We start from the raw sequence: 18,185 nt of genomic DNA, 5'->3' as shown, positions 1-18,185 counted from the left end.
TCGGGCGATGACCGAAACCCTGGAGGAGTTCGTCTTCACGCCGCGTAAAGCGCGGCGGCGTCAAGAGCTCGGGGCCTGAACGTCCGAAGACTCGAGAGGCTGGAACTCCGCGCCGGAACGCTGCCAGACGGGGTCGGGGCAGGACAGACCTTCGGCGGCCAACATGCGTTTGACGACCTTGTACGTGGCGGTCCGGGGCAAGGTGGCGGCGATGCGGACATACCGGGGAACCTGCTTGGGACCGAGGTCGGGCTGGGCGGCGAGGAAAGCGGCGAAGCCGGGGGGATCGAAGTCGGCGCCGGGGCGAAGGACGAGGGCGGCCATGACCTGGTCGCCGACGGTGGGGTCGGGAATGCCGTAGACGGCAACCTCGGCCACGGTTGGGTGCCGGGCGAGGATGCGCTCGATGGGGGCGGTGCCGAGGTTCTCGCCGTCGACGCGAAGCCAGTCGCCGGTACGGCCGGCGAAGTAGCAGAAGCCGGCGGAGTCGACGTAGCCGAGATCGCCGCTGTGGTAGGAGCCGTTGCGCAGCCGGGAAGAATCGGCAGCGGGATCGCCGTAGTAGCCGGCGAACCAGCCGGCGCCGGCGGTGTTGACGATCTCGCCGATGGCCTCGGACGGGTTGAGCAGACGGCCGTCGGGGGCGAACTGTGCTGGCGGACAAGGGGTTCCGGTGTCGACGTCGAGGATCACAGTGCCATCGGTGAGCTTGCCCAGTGCGCCGGGTGGGGTGTCGGGGGTGCGGGCGATGGCCACACCGCCTTCGGTGGAGCCGAAACCGTCGACCACGAGGCAGTCGAAGCGGGACGAGAAGCGGGCGAGATCGGACTCGTTGCCCTCGTTGCCGTACACGAGGACAAGGGGGTTGTCGGCGTCGTCACAGCGAACGGGAGTGGCGAGTACGTACGACAACGGCCGGCCGACGTAGTTGGCGTAGGTGGCGCCGAAGCGGCGGACGTCGGGCAGGAAGCCGGAAGCGGAGAAACGCCGGCGCAGCGCGAGAGTGGCGCCGGCGGCGAGCCCGACGGACCAGCCGGCCATGATGGCGTTGGAGTGGAACATGGGCATCGACAGATACACCGTGTCCGAAGTGGACAGTCCGAAGCGGTCGGCCAGCATGCGGCCGGGGAAGGCGATCTTGCCGTGAGTGCAGCGGACGGCTTTGGGGTCGCCGCTGGTGCCGGAGGTGAAGATCAGCATCAACAGGTCATCCGGGGTTGCGGCCACCGGCGACAGTGGGGCGTCGGCGGACACGATCTCCTGCCACGCCGGGGAGTGCAGGTCGAATACGTCGACGTCCAGCCCGGTCAACAGGTCGGCGTGCCGGGACTCGGTGAGCACGAGCTGGCAGTCGGCCAGCCGAATGTCCCGCGCCAGCGCGGGTCCACGCCGGGTCGGGTTCAGGCCGACGAGCACCGCGCCGGACAGGGCGGCGCCGGCCAGCGCGAAGGAGAACTCGGGCAGGTTGTCGGCCAGAATGCCGATGTGGAAGGGAATCCCGGGCCGCCGCAGCGCGGTGAATCCGGCGGCGTACGCGGCCGCGCGCCGGAGGTGCTCGGCCCAGGACCACGAGGCGTCCTCGAACCGCAGCCCCGGCCCGTCATCGGCGGCCCGGGCCAGCAGCAGGTCGGTCACGGTCGGCGTGTCAGGGCTGGCCATGGCTTCGAACGTAATGCGGCGCCCGGCCGTCCACCACCGCCAGTCGAATTAGGATTGACGCGACCAGGTGGCTGGGCAATGATTCACCCACACCGCAACAAGGAGAGGTCATGACGGACATGCGACAGCGAGACGCGCAGCGCCTGAGCGCCGTGTTCGCCGACGCGCGACCGTCGGACGAACGCGAGCGCCCGCCCGGCAGCGGTTCTCCCATGTGACCTGGTCACGACCGGAGAGCCGCCCATCGGGAAACCGACAGGGGCGGCTTTTTTCATGCATTCTCTGCCGGCGAGCTTCCGGAGAGCGGAACGGCCTCCAAAACCGATTCCCGGGGGTTCGACTCCCTCCGCCGGTGCGTCATGAAATCCCTCGGGCGCGAGGGAGACGGCAACCCACCTGATTTGGATTCAGGAGACACCGCGTTCGACTCGCGGGCGCCCGACTGCACCACAAGATCACAGCGCGTTGGTCCAGCGGAACGGACACCGGGCTCTCACCCCGGAGGCACGGGTTCGACTCCCGTACGCGCTACCACGATGCCCGTTGGTCCAGCTGGCAAGGACGCCGCGCTCTGATCGCGGAGACCGAGGTTCGAGTCCTCGACGGGCAGCCCCACGTTTCTCCGCCAGTGCGCTGAACCCTGGACGAGACAAACCGGTGGACAAGGCATTGACCGTCGTCGAGACCATGACGACACTCGCCGTACCGCCGATGTTTGTTCGACTTTAGGTCTAAGGCTGGAAGACGGAGGCATGATGGCCCGTTCGACCTGGCTCAGGCGCGGGGTGGTCGCGGTGGCGGCCACCCTGCCGATGATGGCGCCGGTGGCGCCGGCCGTGGCCGCCGCGCCGCGGGTGCCGGTCTACCTGGACACGCACTACTCGTTCGCCGAGCGGGCGGCCGACCTGGTGTCCCGGATGACGCTGCCGGAGAAGGCCGCGCAGCTGGAGACGACCGCGCCTGGCATCCCGCGGCTCGGCGTACAGGAGTACAACTACTGGAGCGAGGGCCAGCACGGCGTCAACGCGCTGTACGACAACCTGAACAACGGCGGGCACTCGGGCTCGCCGGTGGCCACCAGCTTCCCGACCAACTTCGCGGCCACCATGTCGTGGGACCCGAAGCTGATCTACGACGAGACGACCGCGATCTCCGACGAGGCGCGCGGCTTCCTGGACAAGTCATTGTTCGGCGTTGACCAGAACAACCTGGGCGACTCCCGTGACAACTACGGTCACCTCACGTACTGGGCGCCGACGGTCAACCTCGACCGCGACCCGCGCTGGGGCCGTACGGACGAGGCCTTCGGCGAGGACCCCTACCTGGTCTCGACCATGGCCGGCGCCTTCGTGAACGGCTTCCAGGGCCAGACGATGCAGGGCACGCCGCAGTCGAAGTACCTGAAGGTCGCCGCGACCGCCAAGCACTACGCCCTCAACAACGTCGAGCAGGACCGCACGGGTGTCACCTCCGACGTCACCGACGTCAACCTTCGCGACTACTACACCGCGCAGTTCAAGAGCCTCGTGCAGGATGCGCACGTCGCCGGCCTGATGACCTCGTACAACGCCATCAACGGCACGCCGTCGGTCGCCGACACGTACACCACCAACCAGCTGGCCCAGCGCTCCGACGGCTTCGACGGCTACATCACCTCCGACTGCGGCGCGATCGGCACCACCTACAAGACCTTCCCGGACGGCCACAACTGGGCGCCGCCGGGCTGGACCACCGACGGCAAGGGCGACTCCGCCACCTGGACGAACACCGCGACCGGCGCGAAGGTGCCCGCGTCGGCGGGCGGCCTGGCGTACGCGCTGCGGGCCGGCACCGGCCTGGACTGCGGCGGCCTGGAGAACACGGTGGCCAACGTGATGGCGGCGATCAACGCCGGCATCCTCAGCGTGGGCGTGATCGACAACGACCTGATCCGGTCGTTCACCATCCGGATGCGGACCGGCGAGTTCGACGGCCCGCAGGCACACAATCCGTACACGTCGATCACCAAGGCGGCCATCCAGAGCCCGGCTCACCAGGACCTGGCCCGCAAGGTCGCGGACAACTCGTTGGTGCTGCTGAAGAACGACGCTCTGCTGCCGGTGCAGCCCAAGGCGCTCAACAAGGTGGTCATCGTCGGTGACCTGGCCGGCAAGGTCACCCTCGGCGGCTACTCCGGCAACCCGACGCTTCAGGTCAGCCCGGTCGCCGGCATCACGGAGCAGGTGAAAGCGGCCAACCCCGGCGCTTCCGTGGTGTTCGACGCCGCCGGCACGTCCACCAGGGCGTCTGACGCGGCGACGTTGAGCGCGCAGACCAAGGCGGACATCGCCTCGGCCGACCTGGTCGTGGTTTTTGTCGGCACGGACACGGACATCTCCTCCGAGGGCACGGACCGGCCGGGCATTGCCATGCCCGGCAACTACAACTCGCTGATCGACCAGGTGACCGCGGTGGGCAACAAGCGCACCGCGCTGGTGATCCAGTCCGCCGGCCCGGTGAACATCGCCGCCGCGCAGGCCAAGTTCCCGGCCGTGCTGTTCAGCGGCTACAACGGCGAGAGCCAGGGCACGGCGCTGGCCGACGTGCTGTTCGGCAGGCAGAATCCGGACGGGCACCTGAACTTCACCTGGTACGCCGACGACAGCCAGCTGCCGGCGATGTCCAACTACGGCCTCACGCCGTCGCAGACCGGCGGTCTCGGCCGCACCTACCAGTACGCCACCACGACGCCGACCTATCCGTTCGGCTACGGCCTGAGCTACTCCTCTTTCGCTTACAGCGACGTGAAAGCCGACACTCGGCACGTGTCGGCCGACGGCACGGTCAAGGTCGCACTGACCGTCACCAACAACGGCAAGACCGCTGGCTCCACCGTCGCGCAGCTGTACGCGGCGACGCCGTTCACCGTGCCCGGCGTGGAGCTGCCCAAGGAGCGGCTGGCCGCGTTCGGCAAGACAACCGTGCTGGCGCCCGGAAAGTCGCAGCGGCTCACGCTGTCCGTCAAGATCGCTGATCTGGCGCTCTGGGATGCCAAGGCGATGAAGTCGACGGTGTACCCCGGCGACTACGAGTTCCGGGTCGGCGCCGACGCGTCACACATCGTTGCCACGCAACGGGTCTCGGTCACCGGGAAGATCACGCCGAAGGTCTCCGTGGTGACGGTCCAGCCCGAGGCCAGCAGCTACCAGGTCGGCCAGACGCTCGATCTCACGAGCCGCAACCAGTGGCTCGCCGACGACACCATCCCCAGCCGTGAGCAGCGGGACCTGTCCGTCACCGCGGATCACGTGGTGGAGGCGGTGAACAACGACGGATCCTTTGTGGACCTGACCAAGGCCGATGTGAAGTACGGCAGCAGCAACGAATCGGTGGCCCGCGTCAGCCCACGCGGCGTCGTCACGATGGTCGGAACCGGGGTGGCGACCATTTCCGCCACGGTCGGCGGCGTCACCGGGACCGTGCCGATCGTCGTCGGGCACGGCCTGAAGGTCCAAGCGCCGGCCATCGTCGACCCGACCAAGCCGGCCAAGGTCACCACGACGTTCACCAACCCCGGCGCGACGGTGCGCAATGTCGCGCTGTCACTGGGTTTGCCCGCCGGTTGGACCGCAACCCCCAGCACGCCGGCCACCTTCGCCACGGTCGACGCCAAGGCCACTGTCAGCACGACCTGGACCGTGCAGCCCGGTGTCGGTGGGGGAGTGCAGACTCTCATCGCCGATGCCACGGTCGGTGGGGCGCACGACAGCACCGCCACCATCGATGTCGACGTCGCCTTCTCCCGGCTGGCTGCCGCCTTCGACAACGCCGGCACCAGCCCGGACGGCAACCACGGCGTCGGCAACTTCGACGGCAACGGATCAAGCTTCTCCACGGAAACCTTGGCCGCCAACGGCATCAACGCCGGCACGAAGATCACCCACGACGGCTACACCTTCGCCTGGCCGGACGGCGGCCCGAACAACGTTGCCGCCGGTGGGCAGACGATCGATCTCCCGGCCGGCGGATCCTCGCTGGGCTTCATCGGCGCGTCGACGTACGGCACGCAGACCGGCAAGGTGACGCTGACCTACACCGACGGCACGACCGAGCAGCAGACGCTGTCTTTTGCCGACTGGTACGGCAACCAGCCGGCTGCGGGCGGCGATGTCGTGACGACCTTGCCGTACCTCAACACCAATGGCGGCACCAACACCGGCGCCTTCAGCCTGTACTTCGCGTCGGTGCCGCTGGCCGTCGGCAAGACGCTGCAGTACGTCACGCTGCCCGACATCAGCCACGGGACGAGCAGCGGCTGGCCGTCGATGCACATCTTCGCCATCGCCGCCAAGAACGACTCGCTGGCCGTGACCGCGCCGTCGATCGCCGACCCCGGATCGACCAGGACGGTCACCACTAAGTACACGAATACCGGTGCCACAGCAGCGAATGCCGTCACCCTCACGCTGTCCGGTCTGCCCGCGACCGCCACCTCGCCGGCCAGCTTCGACACCGTGGCGCCGGGTGCGTCGGTGCAGACGACGTGGCAGGTGAAGGTGCCGGCCGATGCCAAGCCGGGCACCGTGAATCTCGTCGCCGGCGCACCCGCGACAACATCTGTTGTCCAACTGGCGGTGCCCTATCCGGATCTCGACGCCACCTTCGACGCCCGGGCGATCAGCGACGACGCCACCCCTGACGACGCCGACTTCGACGGCGGCGGGGCCAGCTTCTCCACTCAGGCGCTGGCCGCCGTCGGACTCACCGCCGGCGCGGCCGTCACCCACGACGGCGCGACCTTCACGTGGCCCAACACGAAGTCGGGCCAGGTCGACAACGTCGTCTCCGGCGGGCAGACCATCAAGGTCAACGCCACCAAGCTCGGGTTCGTCGGCTCCGCCTCGTACGGACTGACATCCGGCGTCGGCACGGTCACCTACGACGACGGCAGCACCCAGCCGTTCACACTGTCCATGTCGGACTGGTACGGCGTCACCCCGCCACCCGGCGGTGACGTCGTGGCCAGCACGGCGTACATCCACAAGCCACTCAACAGCCAGCCGGGCTTCAGCGTCTACTACAGCCCGGTCGCGCTCCAACCCGGCAAGACCGTCCGCTACGTGACGCTGCCCGATCTCGGCGACACCGCCAAGCAGTACCGGGCGACGATGCACCTGTTCGCCATCGCCCAGGGCTGATCGCTCGCGACACCGCCCCGCCGCCCGGCGGGGCGGTGTCGGCCGGCGCGGGCGTTGTGCGCGACCGCGGGGGCCGCGAGTCGGGAACGGGCGAAAGCGCTGAAGCCGATTACAGGCCGGAGGCCTGAGCCAACCAAGCGGCGCCGTCCCGGTAGAGGGCCTGCACGGCGTCGCCGGTGAGGCCGGGGAGGCCGGCCTTGACGTCGAACCCGGCCGCCAGTTGGACGTAGGCCAGGTGCCGGTAGCCCTCGGGGAACCGGGCCAGCCGGGCTGGGTCGAGCTGGACGCGCACGGCGGGGTCGACCGGGGTGAGGCGGTCGGTCTCGTAGATCAGCCGGCGCAGCGCGATGCGCCACTGGCCGTCCTCCAAGGCGAAGAAGTCGTAGAACCGGCCGGTGCAGACCACGTCGGCCAGGACTCCGTGCACCTCGGCCCGCTGGGTGATGGTCATCTTGGTCTGGGCGACGGCGCGGTCGCCGACGACGTCCACCGAGGTGCCGCCGAGGAAGTGCAGGATGCGCACGCCGTCGTCGAAGCCCTTGCGCGACAGGGTGATGAAGTCGGTGGCGCTGCCCTGGAACCAGGTGGCCCACATCTGGCCGGAGGTGTGCCACACGGTGGCGAACCGCTCCCAGTCACCGGCGTCGCGCCAAAGGGCCCAGTTCTCGACCACGGTGCGGATCTCCTGGGCGTGGTCACGGGAAGCGAGGGTGGTCATGCGGCGAGGTTATGAGCCAACGGGCCACCAGCCCTAGCCGTGAGTGCCACTGAGCGGCAGTGCTCGACCGGCTCCGGCACGGTACTGCGGATATAGTCGCGCAATCCTGGGCGATCTGGTGCCGCTCAGCAGCAGACGGGAGCGGTGATGGCCGGCAACACCAGCACTCCGGGGGCCAGCGTGGTCGAACGCGTGCTGGCCATCCTGGCCTGCTTCGACCTGTCTCGCACTGAACTCACCCTCACCGAGATCGCCCGCCAGTCGGAACTGCCGCTGTCGACGACCCGAAGGCTGCTGGCGCAACTGGCGGACTGGGGAGCGCTGGAGCGCATGGTGGACAACCGGTACCGCGTGGGAATGCGACTGTGGCACATAGGAATTCTGGCGCCGAGGCAGCGGGGGCTGCGGGACGCGGCGATGCCGATGCTGTCCGATCTCTACGCGGCGACGGACGAGACGGTGCAACTCGTGGTGCCGCAAGGACACGAAGCGCTGTGCGTGGAGAAGGTGTTCGGCCCGAACTCGGCGCCGACGGCGACGGAGGTGGGCGGGCGGCTGCCACTGCACACGACGGCGGTGGGGAAGTGCATCATGGCGCACTCCCCGCGCAGCCTGGTGGACGAAGTGATCACGGGCGGCCTGGCGAGATTGACGCCGTACTCGATCCAACAGCCGGCGCGGCTCATCGAAGAGCTGAAGAGGGCAAGGCAGGACGGGGTGGCCTACTCGCACGAGGAGATGACGATCGGCGCGGCGTCGGTGGCCGCGCCGATCCTGGGCAACGGCGGCGTTCTGCTCGGCGCGGTCGGCATCGTCGTGCGGTCGACGACCCGCGTCGACACGCTGGCGGCGGCGGTGCGGACGGCGGCCCGGACGATTGCGCGCTTTGCCGAGTAACGCCGTCTAACGGAACAACACCAGCGTCAAAGCGGCGATCACGACGCCGAACGCCACAGCGCCGACGCCGTGGCGAACGCGATGGTCGCGCAGGACCGGCACGAAACGATCAACGGCGAACCGACCGGGGCCGGCAATGGCGACAGCGGCCACGGCGACGGCCATCAGGAGCTCGTACTCCACGCCGCGGGGCGCGAAGAAGCCGCCGGACCACTTGACGGCCATGGCATTGACCATGGTGCCGACGATTGCCGCGGCAGCCAACGGGGCTACCAGGCCGACGGCGAGGGCGAGACCGCCGAGGGTCTCGGACAGGCCGGCGATGACGCGATCAGGTCGGCCTGACGGTAGCCGCTCTGGCTGAAGAACGTGGCGGCGCCGGTCAATCCGCCGCCGCCGAACCAGCCGAACAGGTACTGGGTCCCGTGCGCGGCCATCGTCAGACCGGCCACCACGCGGACCATGAGCAGGCCGATGTCCGTACTACGCATGGGTTTCCTCCAACAAGTTCGAATTGGAACAAGCGAGAAGATAGCGGTCCGCGGACCGTGGGCCAACGAGCGAAAGCCACTCAGTGGCAGTCGGTGGTTGACGTCGCCGGCCGCCATGCACACGCTGTCGGGACCTCGGAAAGCCGTGAAGTTGAGGAGCCCTCGCATGAGCAGACCCGTGATGACCCGTGCCGAGATCGCGGCCAACGCCGGCCGCGAGTTCGTGTTGACGACGGCGCTGATCTTCACCGTGGTGACGATCGTCCGCTGGCTGGCCGGACCGGGATCGCCGCTGTCCATCGGCACGCCGGGGGTGCTGTTCGCGGTGGCGGGAGCGCTGGTGGCGATCCTGATCGCCGGGCTGATGGCCAGCCCGCCCGGCCGCCGCTCGGGCGGCCACATGCATGCCGGGGTCAGCCTTTTCGTCTGGCTCAGCGGCGGCTTACCCGGCGCGGCCGTGCTGCCCTACATCGTCGCGCAGCTCGCCGGGTCGATCGCCGGCGCGAGCCTGGCCCGTCTGGTGTGGGGGAGCGCGGTCGCGCGGATCGGCTACGCGGCGGTGCAGCCGGCGCCGACCCTCGGCGCGATCGGATTGGTTCTGGCGGAAGCGATCCCGCTGGTGCTGATCTTCACGGTGGTCACGCCGTTCCTGTCGACGCCGCAACGCCGGAAGTGGATTCCGGTCGTCATCGGCGTCGGCGTCGGCCTGACGATCGCGGTGCTGGCCGGCACCAGCGGCGCATCGCTGAGCCCGGCCCGGCAGCTCGGCCCGGCACTGCTGTCCGGCCAGACCTCCTATCTGTGGATCTACCTGCTCGTGCCCGTGGTGGTACCGGCACTGGTCGCGGTGACCGCCAAGGCCGTCCGACCGAAGAGGAGCATCCGATGACCATCACCCGCGATCTGATCATCGACGGCAAGGACGTGCCGGCCACCGACGGCCGCACCACCGACGACGTCGATCCCTTCACCGGCAAGGTTTTCGCCCGAGTCGCCGCGGCCGCCCCCGACGACGTGACCCGTGCGGTGGACGCCGCCGACCGTGCCATGACCGCCTGGGCGGCCACGCCGCCGAGCACTCGACGGGCGATCTTCCTCAGGGCGGCCGAGCTGTTCGAGTCCCGTGTGGACGAAGCCGTGGCGATCATGGCGGCCGAGGTCGGCGGGGCCGCGCCGTGGGCACGGTTCAATGCCGTGCTGGCGGCCAACATTCTCCGCGAGGCGGCGGCGGTGATCACCCAGCCGCTCGGCGAGGTGCTGGCCACCGACACTCCCGGGCAACTGTCCTACGCCGTGCGGGAGCCGATGGGCGTGGTCGCGGCGTTCGCGCCGTGGAACGCGCCGCTCATCCTCGGCATCCGCTCAGTGGCAGTGCCGATGGCCGTCGGCAACACCGCCGTGCTCAAGCCCAGTGAGGACGCTCCGATCGCCGGCGGCCTGTTCCTGGCCGACATCTTCCGCGACGCCGGACTGCCGGCCGGGGTGCTCAACGTCATCACCAACGACCGGGCCGACGCCGCCGCGATCGCGCAGGCGCTGATCGCCGACGACCGCGTGCGGGTGGTCAACTTCACCGGGTCCACCGAGGTCGGCCGGATCATCGGCACCACCGCGGCCCAGCACCTCAAGCCGGCGGTTCTGGAGCTGGGCGGCAAGAACTCGCTGCTGGTGCTGGACGACGCCGATGTGGACTACGCCGTCGACGCGGCGGCCTTCGGCTCGGTCCACAACGCCGGCCAGGTCTGCATGTCCACCGATCGCGTGCTGGTGCACCGTTCGATCGCCGAGGAGTTCGTGGCCAAGCTCGCGAACAAGATCGAGTCGCTGCCGCACGGCGACCCGGGCGACCCATCCACGGTCATCGGCCCGCTGATCAACCCACGAGGCGCGACCCACGTCGCCGAGCTCGTCGCCGACGCCGTCGCGGACGGCGCGCGCGTCCGCACCGGGGGCCAGAAGCCGGATGGCACGAGCTACACCGCCACCGTGCTCGACAAAGTCACCCCGCAGATGCGCATCTACCACGAGGAGATCTTCGGCCCCGCGGTCACGGTGATCACGGTGGACAGCGACGACGAGGCCGTGGCCATCGCCAACGACACCCCGTACGGGCTGTCGGCCGGCATCATCACCGAGGACACGCGCCGCGGCCTCGCCCTGGCCCGCCGCCTGCGCACCGGCATCGTGCACGTCGGCAACCAGACCATCGACGACGAGGCCCAGGCCCCCTTCGGCGGCGTGAAGTCCTCCGGCTACGGGCGTTTCGGCGGCCGCTGGGGCGTCGAGGCGTTCACCGACGTCCGCTGGGTGACGGTCGCCGGCGAGCACAACCACTTCCCGTTCTGAAAGGACGCTAGAGTCCTGGTCGGGAGTGGGGGCTGGGGAAGGTCGTCGGTGTGGAGTTGCGGCTGCTGGGGCCGGTGACGGCCCGGGTGGGCGACACCGTGGTGAGCCCGGGGCCACGGCAGAACCGGCTGGTGCTCGCGGTGCTGGCCGTCGAGGTCAATCGGCTCGTGTCGGTCGACCGGCTGGTGAACTGGGTCTGGCCGGCGGACCCGCCGGGCACGGCGGCGCACGCGATCCGGGTCGGCGTGTCCCGCCTGCGGGCCCGGCTGGGCGACGACGTGACGATAGCGACCCAGGGGCCCGGATACGTGCTGCACGCCGATCCGATGCGGATCGACGTGCACCGCTTCCAGCACCTGGTCGACGAGGCGCGGGACATCGCCGACGACCGCCGCCGGGCGCACCAGCTGGAGCAGGCCCTGGCCCTCTGGACCGGGCCGGCCCTGGCCGACACGGCCGACGAGGACGTGCGGGCCCGGCTGTTCGGCCGGTTCGAGGAGGCTCGCCTCACCGCGGTGGAGGACCGGTTCGGCTGCCTGCTCCGGCTGGGCCACCACCAGGACCTGCTCGGCGAGCTGCGGGCGTTCGCCGAGGCGCATCCGACCCGGGAAAGCGCGTGGCACCATCTGGTTCTCGCCCTGTACCGCTGTCACCGCCAGAGTGACGCGCTGGCGGCGCTACGCCAGGTGCGGGCGCACCTGGCCACCGAACTCGGCATCGACCCCGGCGATGAGCTGCGTCTGCTGGAAAGCCGTGTCCTCAGCCAGGATCCCCGGCTGGCCGCAGGGCCGACCCGGCTTCGACCGGCCCGGCCGCTGTCCGCCTTCCTCGGCCGCGACGGTGACCTGCGGACGTTGGCCGAGACGCTGCGCGCCCGACGGCTGGTGACCATGGTCGGCCCGGGCGGCGTCGGCAAGACACGGCTGGCCGTGGAACACACGGCCGAGCGCGACGACGCCAACGGCCCGTGGTTCGTACGGCTGGCCGACGCCCGGCAGGCCGAGGTGGTGGCCAACGCGGTCGCGGACGCCGTCGGCGCGACTGACGTGTCGACCAGCACGCGGACCAGCGTCATCCGTGCGCTGGCGGCGCGCGACGGCCTGCTGGTGCTGGACAACTGCGAGCACCTGGTCGACGCCGTCGCGGAACTGGCCGTCGAGCTGCTCGACCACTGCCCCAACCTGCGCATTCTCGCGACCTCGCGTGAACCGCTGGGCATCGACGGCGAAGCCGTCGTGCCGGTGCTGCCGCTCCCGGTGTACGAGGACGACGGCACCGACGGCCCGGCGGTGCGGCTGCTGCTGGACCGGATCAGCGCTGCCCGTACCGGTTGGGCGCCGTCCGAGGCCGACACCGTCCACATGCGACAGCTCTGCGCCGCGCTCGACGGGCTGCCGCTGGCCCTGGAACTCGCCGCGGCCCCGGCGACCGTGCTCGGTCTGGGGGAGATCGTGGCCCGCCTGGACCACCGGTTCACCGTGCTGGGTTCGACACCGCGCGGTTCGCTGACGTCGCACGCCAACCTGCAAGCGGCGATCGCCTGGAGCGTCGAGCAGCTGTCGGCCGACGACCGTGCGCTGCTGACCCGGCTGTGGCCGTTCGAGGGCGGTTTCTCCTTGGAGGCGGCCGAAGCCGTGGGGCACAGTGGGACGATCGAGTCGCTGTCCACGCTGGTCTCGCGCTCCGTGGTCACTGCCGACACCACGGTCACGCCGACCCGCTACCGCCTGCTGGAGACGATTCGCGCCTACTGCCAGGAGCACGATCCCGAGCCCGCGGCCACGCTCGACGCCCATGCCCGCTGGTGTCGGGCGCTGGTCGATCAACACTGGTCCTCCCTGCCTTTCGCGCTCGGCGGTCACGCCATGCGGGTGCTGAACCGGGAACTGCCGAACATCCGCAGCGGCGTCGCGCACGACCTCGAGCACGCGCCGCCGGCGGCGTTGCACACCGTCGGGCGGCTCGACTGGTTCTGGATCCGCAGCGGCCACTTCGCCGAGGCGAGCCGGCTGCTCGACGCCGCGCTGGCGGCCGACAAGGAGCCCTCGCTCGACCGCGTGCTGGCCCTGACCGCCCGGGCCGACATGCTGTTGGGGATGGACGGCGACCCGGCCGACGCGCTCGCGCGCTACGCCGAGGCGATCGCGTTGGCCAGCGCCTCGGACGAGCTCGAGTACCGGGTGAACCACGGCCGGGCGTTGTTCATGTCGGCGTTCGGCCTGCGCGCGTTCGGCCGGCTCGACCAGGCGCTGGACGCGTCGCGTCGCACGGTGGAGATCGGCCGCGAGGTCGAGGTGGGCTGGCTTGTCGCGAGCGGCTTGGCCAACGTCGGCGCCACGCTCGTGGTGCTGGACCGGGTCGAGGAGGGCGAGGCGGCGCTGGTCGAGGCGGCCGAGTTCGCCGAGCGCGACGGCACGTTCTGGATGCTGGCCTACGCGAAGATGGCCCTCGGCCAGTCGCTGCTGCGGCGGGCCGCCGCCGATCCGGTGGCGCTGGGCCGGCGGGCCCTCGACCACCTGCGTACCTCGGTGTACTGGCTGGTTCACCTGGAGGACCGGATCACGACGCTGGCCGCGCTGAACTCGGCCACCGCCGCGTTCGCCCACCTCGGCGACCGGGCGACGGCGTCGCGGCTGGCCGCCGGCGTCCGGCGGCAGTGCGACGACTTCGGCCTGACCGTCGAGTTCCTCGAACGCTGGACCACGGTCACCTGCCCGATGCCGGTGCTCGATCACCCCACGACCGACGTGCCGAGCTGGGCGGAGATGGTCGAGCTGCTGGCGGGGCCGTCGCCCGGCGACGGCCGCGCCGCATAGGCTCAGCAGCCGCCGATCCGCCAGGAGTCGGCCTTGTCGTTGGCTCCGGGGACGTCGGCCAGGTCGATGAAGTCGTGGTACGGGGCGACCTTGACGATCAGCTTGTCGCCGAGGATCCCGCGGTGGTTGTAGACGCAGATCGTGCGGTCGCCGTTGTTGATGATCGACGACAGCTCGCTGCGGTAGTCGGCCGCCGGGCCCGACGGCGGGTGGTCGAAGCTGCCCTGCGAGGTGGTGTTGTAGTTGAGGTGCCAGCCGTGGGTGCCGTGGTTGTAGTTGCGGTCCTGGTAGAAGCAGTAGTAGTTGGCCGGGCAGGGCGCCGTGGCGGCCGACGCCGGCGCGGCGGTGAGCACGGCGCCGGCGGCGACACCGGCCACGGCGGCGGCCAGCGCCACCGCGGAGCGGATCTTCGACATGTGGAGTTCTCCCTCGGTTCGATCACCACCGGAGCGGGTGACCGAACGAGCACCACCGTGCCGGGCGTCGTCCCCGGACTGTCATCACGTCGTCCTTCCGCAGGTCAAACGGGCTAGTATCCGTGAATCCGGGAGGGGAGCGGATGGACTTCTGTGTGCTGGGGGCACTGGAGATCTGGACGGCGGAGGGCCGGCTGACGCTGCCGGGGACGCGGCACCAGCGGGTGCTGGCGACGTTGCTGCTGACGCCGGGCGCGGTGGTGCCGATGGCCCGGCTGGTCGAGGCGACGTGGGACGACGAGCCACCGGCCACCGCGACCAAGCAGGTGCAGAACTGCGTGTCGGCGCTGCGGGACCGGCTGGGCGACACCGAGCAGCGGCTGATCGTCACCGACGGCCCCGGCTACCGCCTCGTCGTCACGGATGAGCAGCTCGACCTGCTGCGGTTCACCAAGCACGTCGCCGAGGCGCGCCGGCAGGCCGAGAAGGGCGCGCTGCGCGAGGGCGTGCGGGAGATCCGGACGGCGCTGAAGCTGTGGCGCGGCCCGGCGCTGGACGGGCTCGGCGGCATGCTGGCCGGGCGCGCGGCGCGGCTGGACGAGCAGCGGCTGGACGCGTTCGAGTCGTGCGTGGACTGGCAGCTGGCGCTGGGGCAGCACCGCGAGGTGATCGACGAACTGGCCGAGGTCGTGGCCGAGAATCCGCTGCGGGAACGGCCACACGCCCAGCTCATGCTGGCCCTCGACCGGGCCGGGCGTCAGGCCGACGCGCTCAAGGTGTTCCAGCAGCTGCGGGTCGGCCTGGCCGAGGAGCTGGGCATCGACCCCGGTAAAGACGTCCGTGAGCTGCACGAACGCATCCTCCGCGGCGACGACCGTCCCCGGCCGAAGCCGGCGCCGGCCGACGACCTGGACCGGGCGGCCAAGGAGCTGGCCACGGCGATCGCCCGGCAGTGGACGGCCGAGGCCGAGATGCGGTCGCTGCACCGCCCGAAGCCGGTGCCGCTGCGCTGGTCGAGCACCGAACGCGAGGTGGCGGCGGCCGCCTCGGCGGTGCTGGGCGACCGGCCCGGCGACGGCCCGGAGCGGCTGGTGCTCAGCGGCGACCTGACCGACGTGGTGGCCAAGTTCCGGCAGGTCCCGTCGCGGCAGCTGGTGGTGCTGGGCGAGCCCGGCGCCGGCAAGTCGGTGCTGGCCATCCTGCTCACGCTGGGCCTGCTCGCGGACCCGCCGCCGGGCGAGCCGGTGCCGGTGCTGCTGCCGCTGGCCTCGTGGAATCCGCATCACGAGCACCTGGACGCCTGGCTGGCGCGGCGGCTGGTCGAGGAGTATCCGGGCTTGGCCAACACCGCGACCTACGGCCCGGACGCCGGGCTGCGCCTGGTGCTGGAAGGCCGGGTCATCCCCGTCCTGGACGGCCTCGACGAGACGCCGCCGGGCCTGCACACGGCGGCGATCGACGCGCTCGACCAGGCCGTCGGGGCCGGTCGCCCGCTGGTGGTGACCTGTCGTGGCGCCGAGTACGAGCTCGCCGTCCGGGCGGCTGGCTCGTTCCTGACCAGGGCCGCGGTGGTGGAGATCGAACCGGTGGAGATCGAGGACGCCGTCGACTTCCTGACCGCGCGGCGACGTCCGGGCGAGACCCGGTGGGGGCCGTTGGTGGAGCGGCTGAGACGGGAACCGACCGGGACGCTGGCCCAGGCATTGCGCACGCCGCTGATGGTCGACCTGGCCCGGACCGCGTATGCCAACCCGGCCACCGACCCGGGCGAACTCTGTGACACGGAACGGTTTCCGGACCGCGCGGCGATCGAACGGCACCTGCTCGACGCGTACCTGCCGTCGGTGTACGCGCGGCGGCCGTCGTCGCCGGCCCGGGTGGACCAGCCGCGTGATTACGACCCGGCGCACGTCGAGCGCTGGCTGACCTTCCTGGCCCGGCGGCTCGAACGGGAACGGACCCGTGACCTTGCCTGGTGGCGGCTGGATCACGCGGTGCCGCGGTTCGTCGTCGGCCTCTACCTCGGCCTGCCGCCGGCGCTGATGTTCGTGCTCACCGGGTTGCTGGCCGCGGACCCGCTGACCGCGGCGATCTACGGCGTCTCCTTCGCCGCCGCCGGCGTCGTCACGCACACCATCGGCCGCCGGCCCGGGCCGCAGCGTGTCGAGGCGACCTTCACCGGCATCGCCGGTCGGTTCGCGCGACGGTTCACGGTCGGCGCGGTGGCCGGGGCGTGCCTCGGGTTCGGCTGGTCGCTGCCGATCGGGGTGATCGGCCTGGTCGCGGTGGTGTTCGGGCTGGCCGTCGGCGTGCACGTCTGGCTCGGCACGCCGCTCGACGCCAACCGGGTATCCAGCCCCGACAGCGTGCTGCGTCAGGATCGCGCCGCCGCGTTGTCGTTCACGTTGTCGTTCACGGTGTCGCTCGGCCTGTTCTACGGCCTCGCGCTGACCCTCACTCAGGATGAGCCGACCGTGGAGATCCTCGACGGCCGGTTCGACGTGGTGCTGAGCGTGGCCGGTGGGATCGCCGCCGCGCTGCTCGGCCGGTACTTCGCGCCGAAGCCGGGCACCATCTTCTACGGCATCGCCGGGGCGCTGATCAGCGGCCAGCTGATCCCGGACGCGCCGAGCGTGGTCTACGCGGTGGCGGCCGGCGGCCTGTTCGGGGTGGGCGTCGGGCTCAGCGTCTGCCTGTCCCGGGCGTGGGGCGCGTTCGGCTGCACTCGGCTGTGGCTGGCCGCCCGGGGCCAGATTCCGTTGCGGTTCATGGCTTTCCTCGACGACGCCCATCGGCGTGGCGTATTGCGGCAGGTCGGCGCGGTGTACCAGTTCCGGCACGCCCGGTTGCAGGAGCGGCTTGCCGGCTACGAGCGATGACGGCCCGGCGTGGTGCCGACGAGCTTGGTGAAGGCGGCGATGAAGTGGCTGGGATTGGCCCAGCCGCAGGCATGGGCGACGTGCGTCGTGTCGTGGCCGTCGGCCAGCAGCACCAGCGCGTGGAAGACCCGGAGCTGGGTTCGCCATTCGTAGAAGGTCATGCCGAGCTCGTCGTGGAACAGCCGGCTCAGGGTGCGGGCGCTGGCGCCGATCGTCCGACCGAGCTCGGTCAGCGAGGCGTTGTCGGCCGGATTGTCTTGCAGCAGCTGGGCAATCGACCGCAGCCGGTCGTCACGGGGCGTCGGCAGCTGCAAAGGCTGCTCGTGGGCTTCGTGGAGTTCGTCGACCAGCACTCGACGCAGCCGGGCCTGCGCTGCGGTGTCGCGGGGCTGCGGGCCGGTGAGGGCGAGCAGGATTTCGCGAGCGAGGTCGGAGGCCAGGAAGACCACGGGGTGGTCGGGCACGAGCCGGGCCAGCGACGCCGGCAGGAACACGATCCGCATGTCGGTGTGGCCGTGGGCGGCGTGCTGGTGCGGGAAGCCGGCCGGCGTCCAGGCGACCCGATTGGCCGGCACGATCGACGTGCCGCGCTCGGTGTGCACCGACAGGACGCCCTGCGCCGCGTAGACCAGGTGTCCACGTGCGTGGATCTGCTGCTGGCTGGTGCCACCAGATGGCCACAGATGCACCCCGCCGGACGGCCACAGCCGTGACGTCGCCGGTTGGCGGGCTTCGGGCATAAGTTGGCATTCTACCGGTAGCCCGCCAGACGCCCTTGCGACGACA

At 70.6% G+C, this 18,185-nt stretch carries 12 protein-coding genes and 2 tRNA genes; 8 read left to right on the top strand and 6 right to left on the bottom strand.

Features of this window, described 5'->3' with window-relative positions; translation table 11 throughout:
• Positions 1-60: 60 nt before the first annotated feature.
• Positions 61-1,659, bottom strand: a complete 1,599-nt coding sequence (locus M3Q35_RS15405) for a long-chain-fatty-acid--CoA ligase (RefSeq protein ID WP_273942453.1) — start codon at positions 1,657-1,659, stop codon at positions 61-63.
• Positions 1,660-2,118: 459 nt separating this feature from the next.
• Between M3Q35_RS15405 and M3Q35_RS15400 the strand changes: the two genes are divergently transcribed.
• From M3Q35_RS15400 to M3Q35_RS15390, 3 genes are all read left to right on the top strand, one after another.
• Positions 2,119-2,193, top strand: a tRNA-Glu gene (locus M3Q35_RS15400).
• A gap of 3 nt (positions 2,194-2,196) precedes the next feature.
• Positions 2,197-2,269, top strand: a tRNA-Gln gene (locus M3Q35_RS15395).
• Positions 2,270-2,411: 142 nt separating this feature from the next.
• Positions 2,412-6,836, top strand: coding sequence for a glycoside hydrolase family 3 C-terminal domain-containing protein (locus M3Q35_RS15390; protein WP_273942452.1), 4,425 nt, complete (start codon positions 2,412-2,414; stop codon positions 6,834-6,836).
• Positions 6,837-6,945: 109 nt separating this feature from the next.
• Here the strand turns inward: M3Q35_RS15390 and M3Q35_RS15385 are convergent, their stop codons facing one another.
• Entirely contained in the window at positions 6,946-7,554 is a 609-nt protein-coding gene (locus tag M3Q35_RS15385; protein WP_273942451.1) for a nuclear transport factor 2 family protein, read from the bottom strand.
• A 147-nt stretch (positions 7,555-7,701) separates the two neighbouring features.
• Here M3Q35_RS15385 and M3Q35_RS15380 point away from each other — a divergent pair, with 147 nt between their 5' ends.
• Positions 7,702-8,451, top strand: coding sequence for an IclR family transcriptional regulator (locus M3Q35_RS15380; protein ID WP_273942450.1), 750 nt, complete (start codon positions 7,702-7,704; stop codon positions 8,449-8,451).
• Between the two features lie 6 nt (positions 8,452-8,457).
• Here the strand turns inward: M3Q35_RS15380 and M3Q35_RS15375 are convergent, their stop codons facing one another.
• Both M3Q35_RS15375 and M3Q35_RS15370 read right to left on the bottom strand, forming a co-directional pair.
• On the bottom strand, positions 8,458-8,715 hold the full coding sequence (locus tag M3Q35_RS15375; protein ID WP_273942449.1) for a hypothetical protein: 258 nt from the start codon (positions 8,713-8,715) through the stop codon (positions 8,458-8,460).
• A 5-nt stretch (positions 8,716-8,720) separates the two neighbouring features.
• Positions 8,721-8,942 carry a DoxX family membrane protein gene (locus tag M3Q35_RS15370; RefSeq protein ID WP_273942447.1) on the bottom strand — a complete coding sequence of 74 codons (222 nt, stop codon included), beginning with the start codon at positions 8,940-8,942 and terminating at the stop codon, positions 8,721-8,723.
• 166 nt (positions 8,943-9,108) lie between these two features.
• Here M3Q35_RS15370 and M3Q35_RS15365 point away from each other — a divergent pair, with 166 nt between their 5' ends.
• From M3Q35_RS15365 to M3Q35_RS15355, 3 genes are read left to right on the top strand one after another with little or no spacing between them, the layout of a single operon-like run.
• On the top strand, positions 9,109-9,831 hold the full coding sequence (locus tag M3Q35_RS15365; protein WP_273942446.1) for an aquaporin: 723 nt from the start codon (positions 9,109-9,111) through the stop codon (positions 9,829-9,831).
• Positions 9,828-11,288: an aldehyde dehydrogenase family protein gene (locus M3Q35_RS15360; RefSeq protein WP_273942445.1), complete on the top strand. Its 1,461-nt coding sequence runs from the start codon at positions 9,828-9,830 to the stop codon at positions 11,286-11,288. Before M3Q35_RS15365 ends, M3Q35_RS15360 begins: the two co-directional genes overlap by 4 nt.
• Before the next feature lie 50 nt (positions 11,289-11,338).
• Positions 11,339-14,104, top strand: a complete 2,766-nt coding sequence (locus M3Q35_RS15355; RefSeq protein WP_273942443.1) for an AfsR/SARP family transcriptional regulator — start codon at positions 11,339-11,341, stop codon at positions 14,102-14,104.
• A gap of 2 nt (positions 14,105-14,106) precedes the next feature.
• On the opposite strand, the gene M3Q35_RS15350 is transcribed toward M3Q35_RS15355, so the two are convergent.
• Entirely contained in the window at positions 14,107-14,520 is a 414-nt protein-coding gene (locus tag M3Q35_RS15350; RefSeq protein ID WP_273942442.1) for a peptidase inhibitor family I36 protein, read from the bottom strand.
• Positions 14,521-14,663: 143 nt separating this feature from the next.
• On the opposite strand from M3Q35_RS15350, the gene M3Q35_RS15345 reads away from it, so the two are divergent.
• A complete protein-coding gene (locus M3Q35_RS15345; protein ID WP_273942441.1) occupies positions 14,664-17,399 on the top strand; it encodes a BTAD domain-containing putative transcriptional regulator in 2,736 nt (911 codons plus the stop codon).
• On the opposite strand, the gene M3Q35_RS15340 is transcribed toward M3Q35_RS15345, so the two are convergent.
• On the bottom strand, positions 17,387-18,139 hold the full coding sequence (locus tag M3Q35_RS15340) for a helix-turn-helix transcriptional regulator (RefSeq protein ID WP_273942440.1): 753 nt from the start codon (positions 18,137-18,139) through the stop codon (positions 17,387-17,389). The two genes, M3Q35_RS15345 and M3Q35_RS15340, sit on opposite strands and share 13 nt — an antisense overlap.
• Positions 18,140-18,185 lie beyond the last annotated feature (46 nt).

The sequence above is a fragment of the Kutzneria chonburiensis genome, from assembly GCF_028622115.1.
In the GTDB taxonomy this organism is placed as follows: domain Bacteria; phylum Actinomycetota; class Actinomycetes; order Mycobacteriales; family Pseudonocardiaceae; genus Kutzneria; species Kutzneria chonburiensis.
This window is presented reverse-complemented; position numbering and strand designations above follow the sequence as displayed.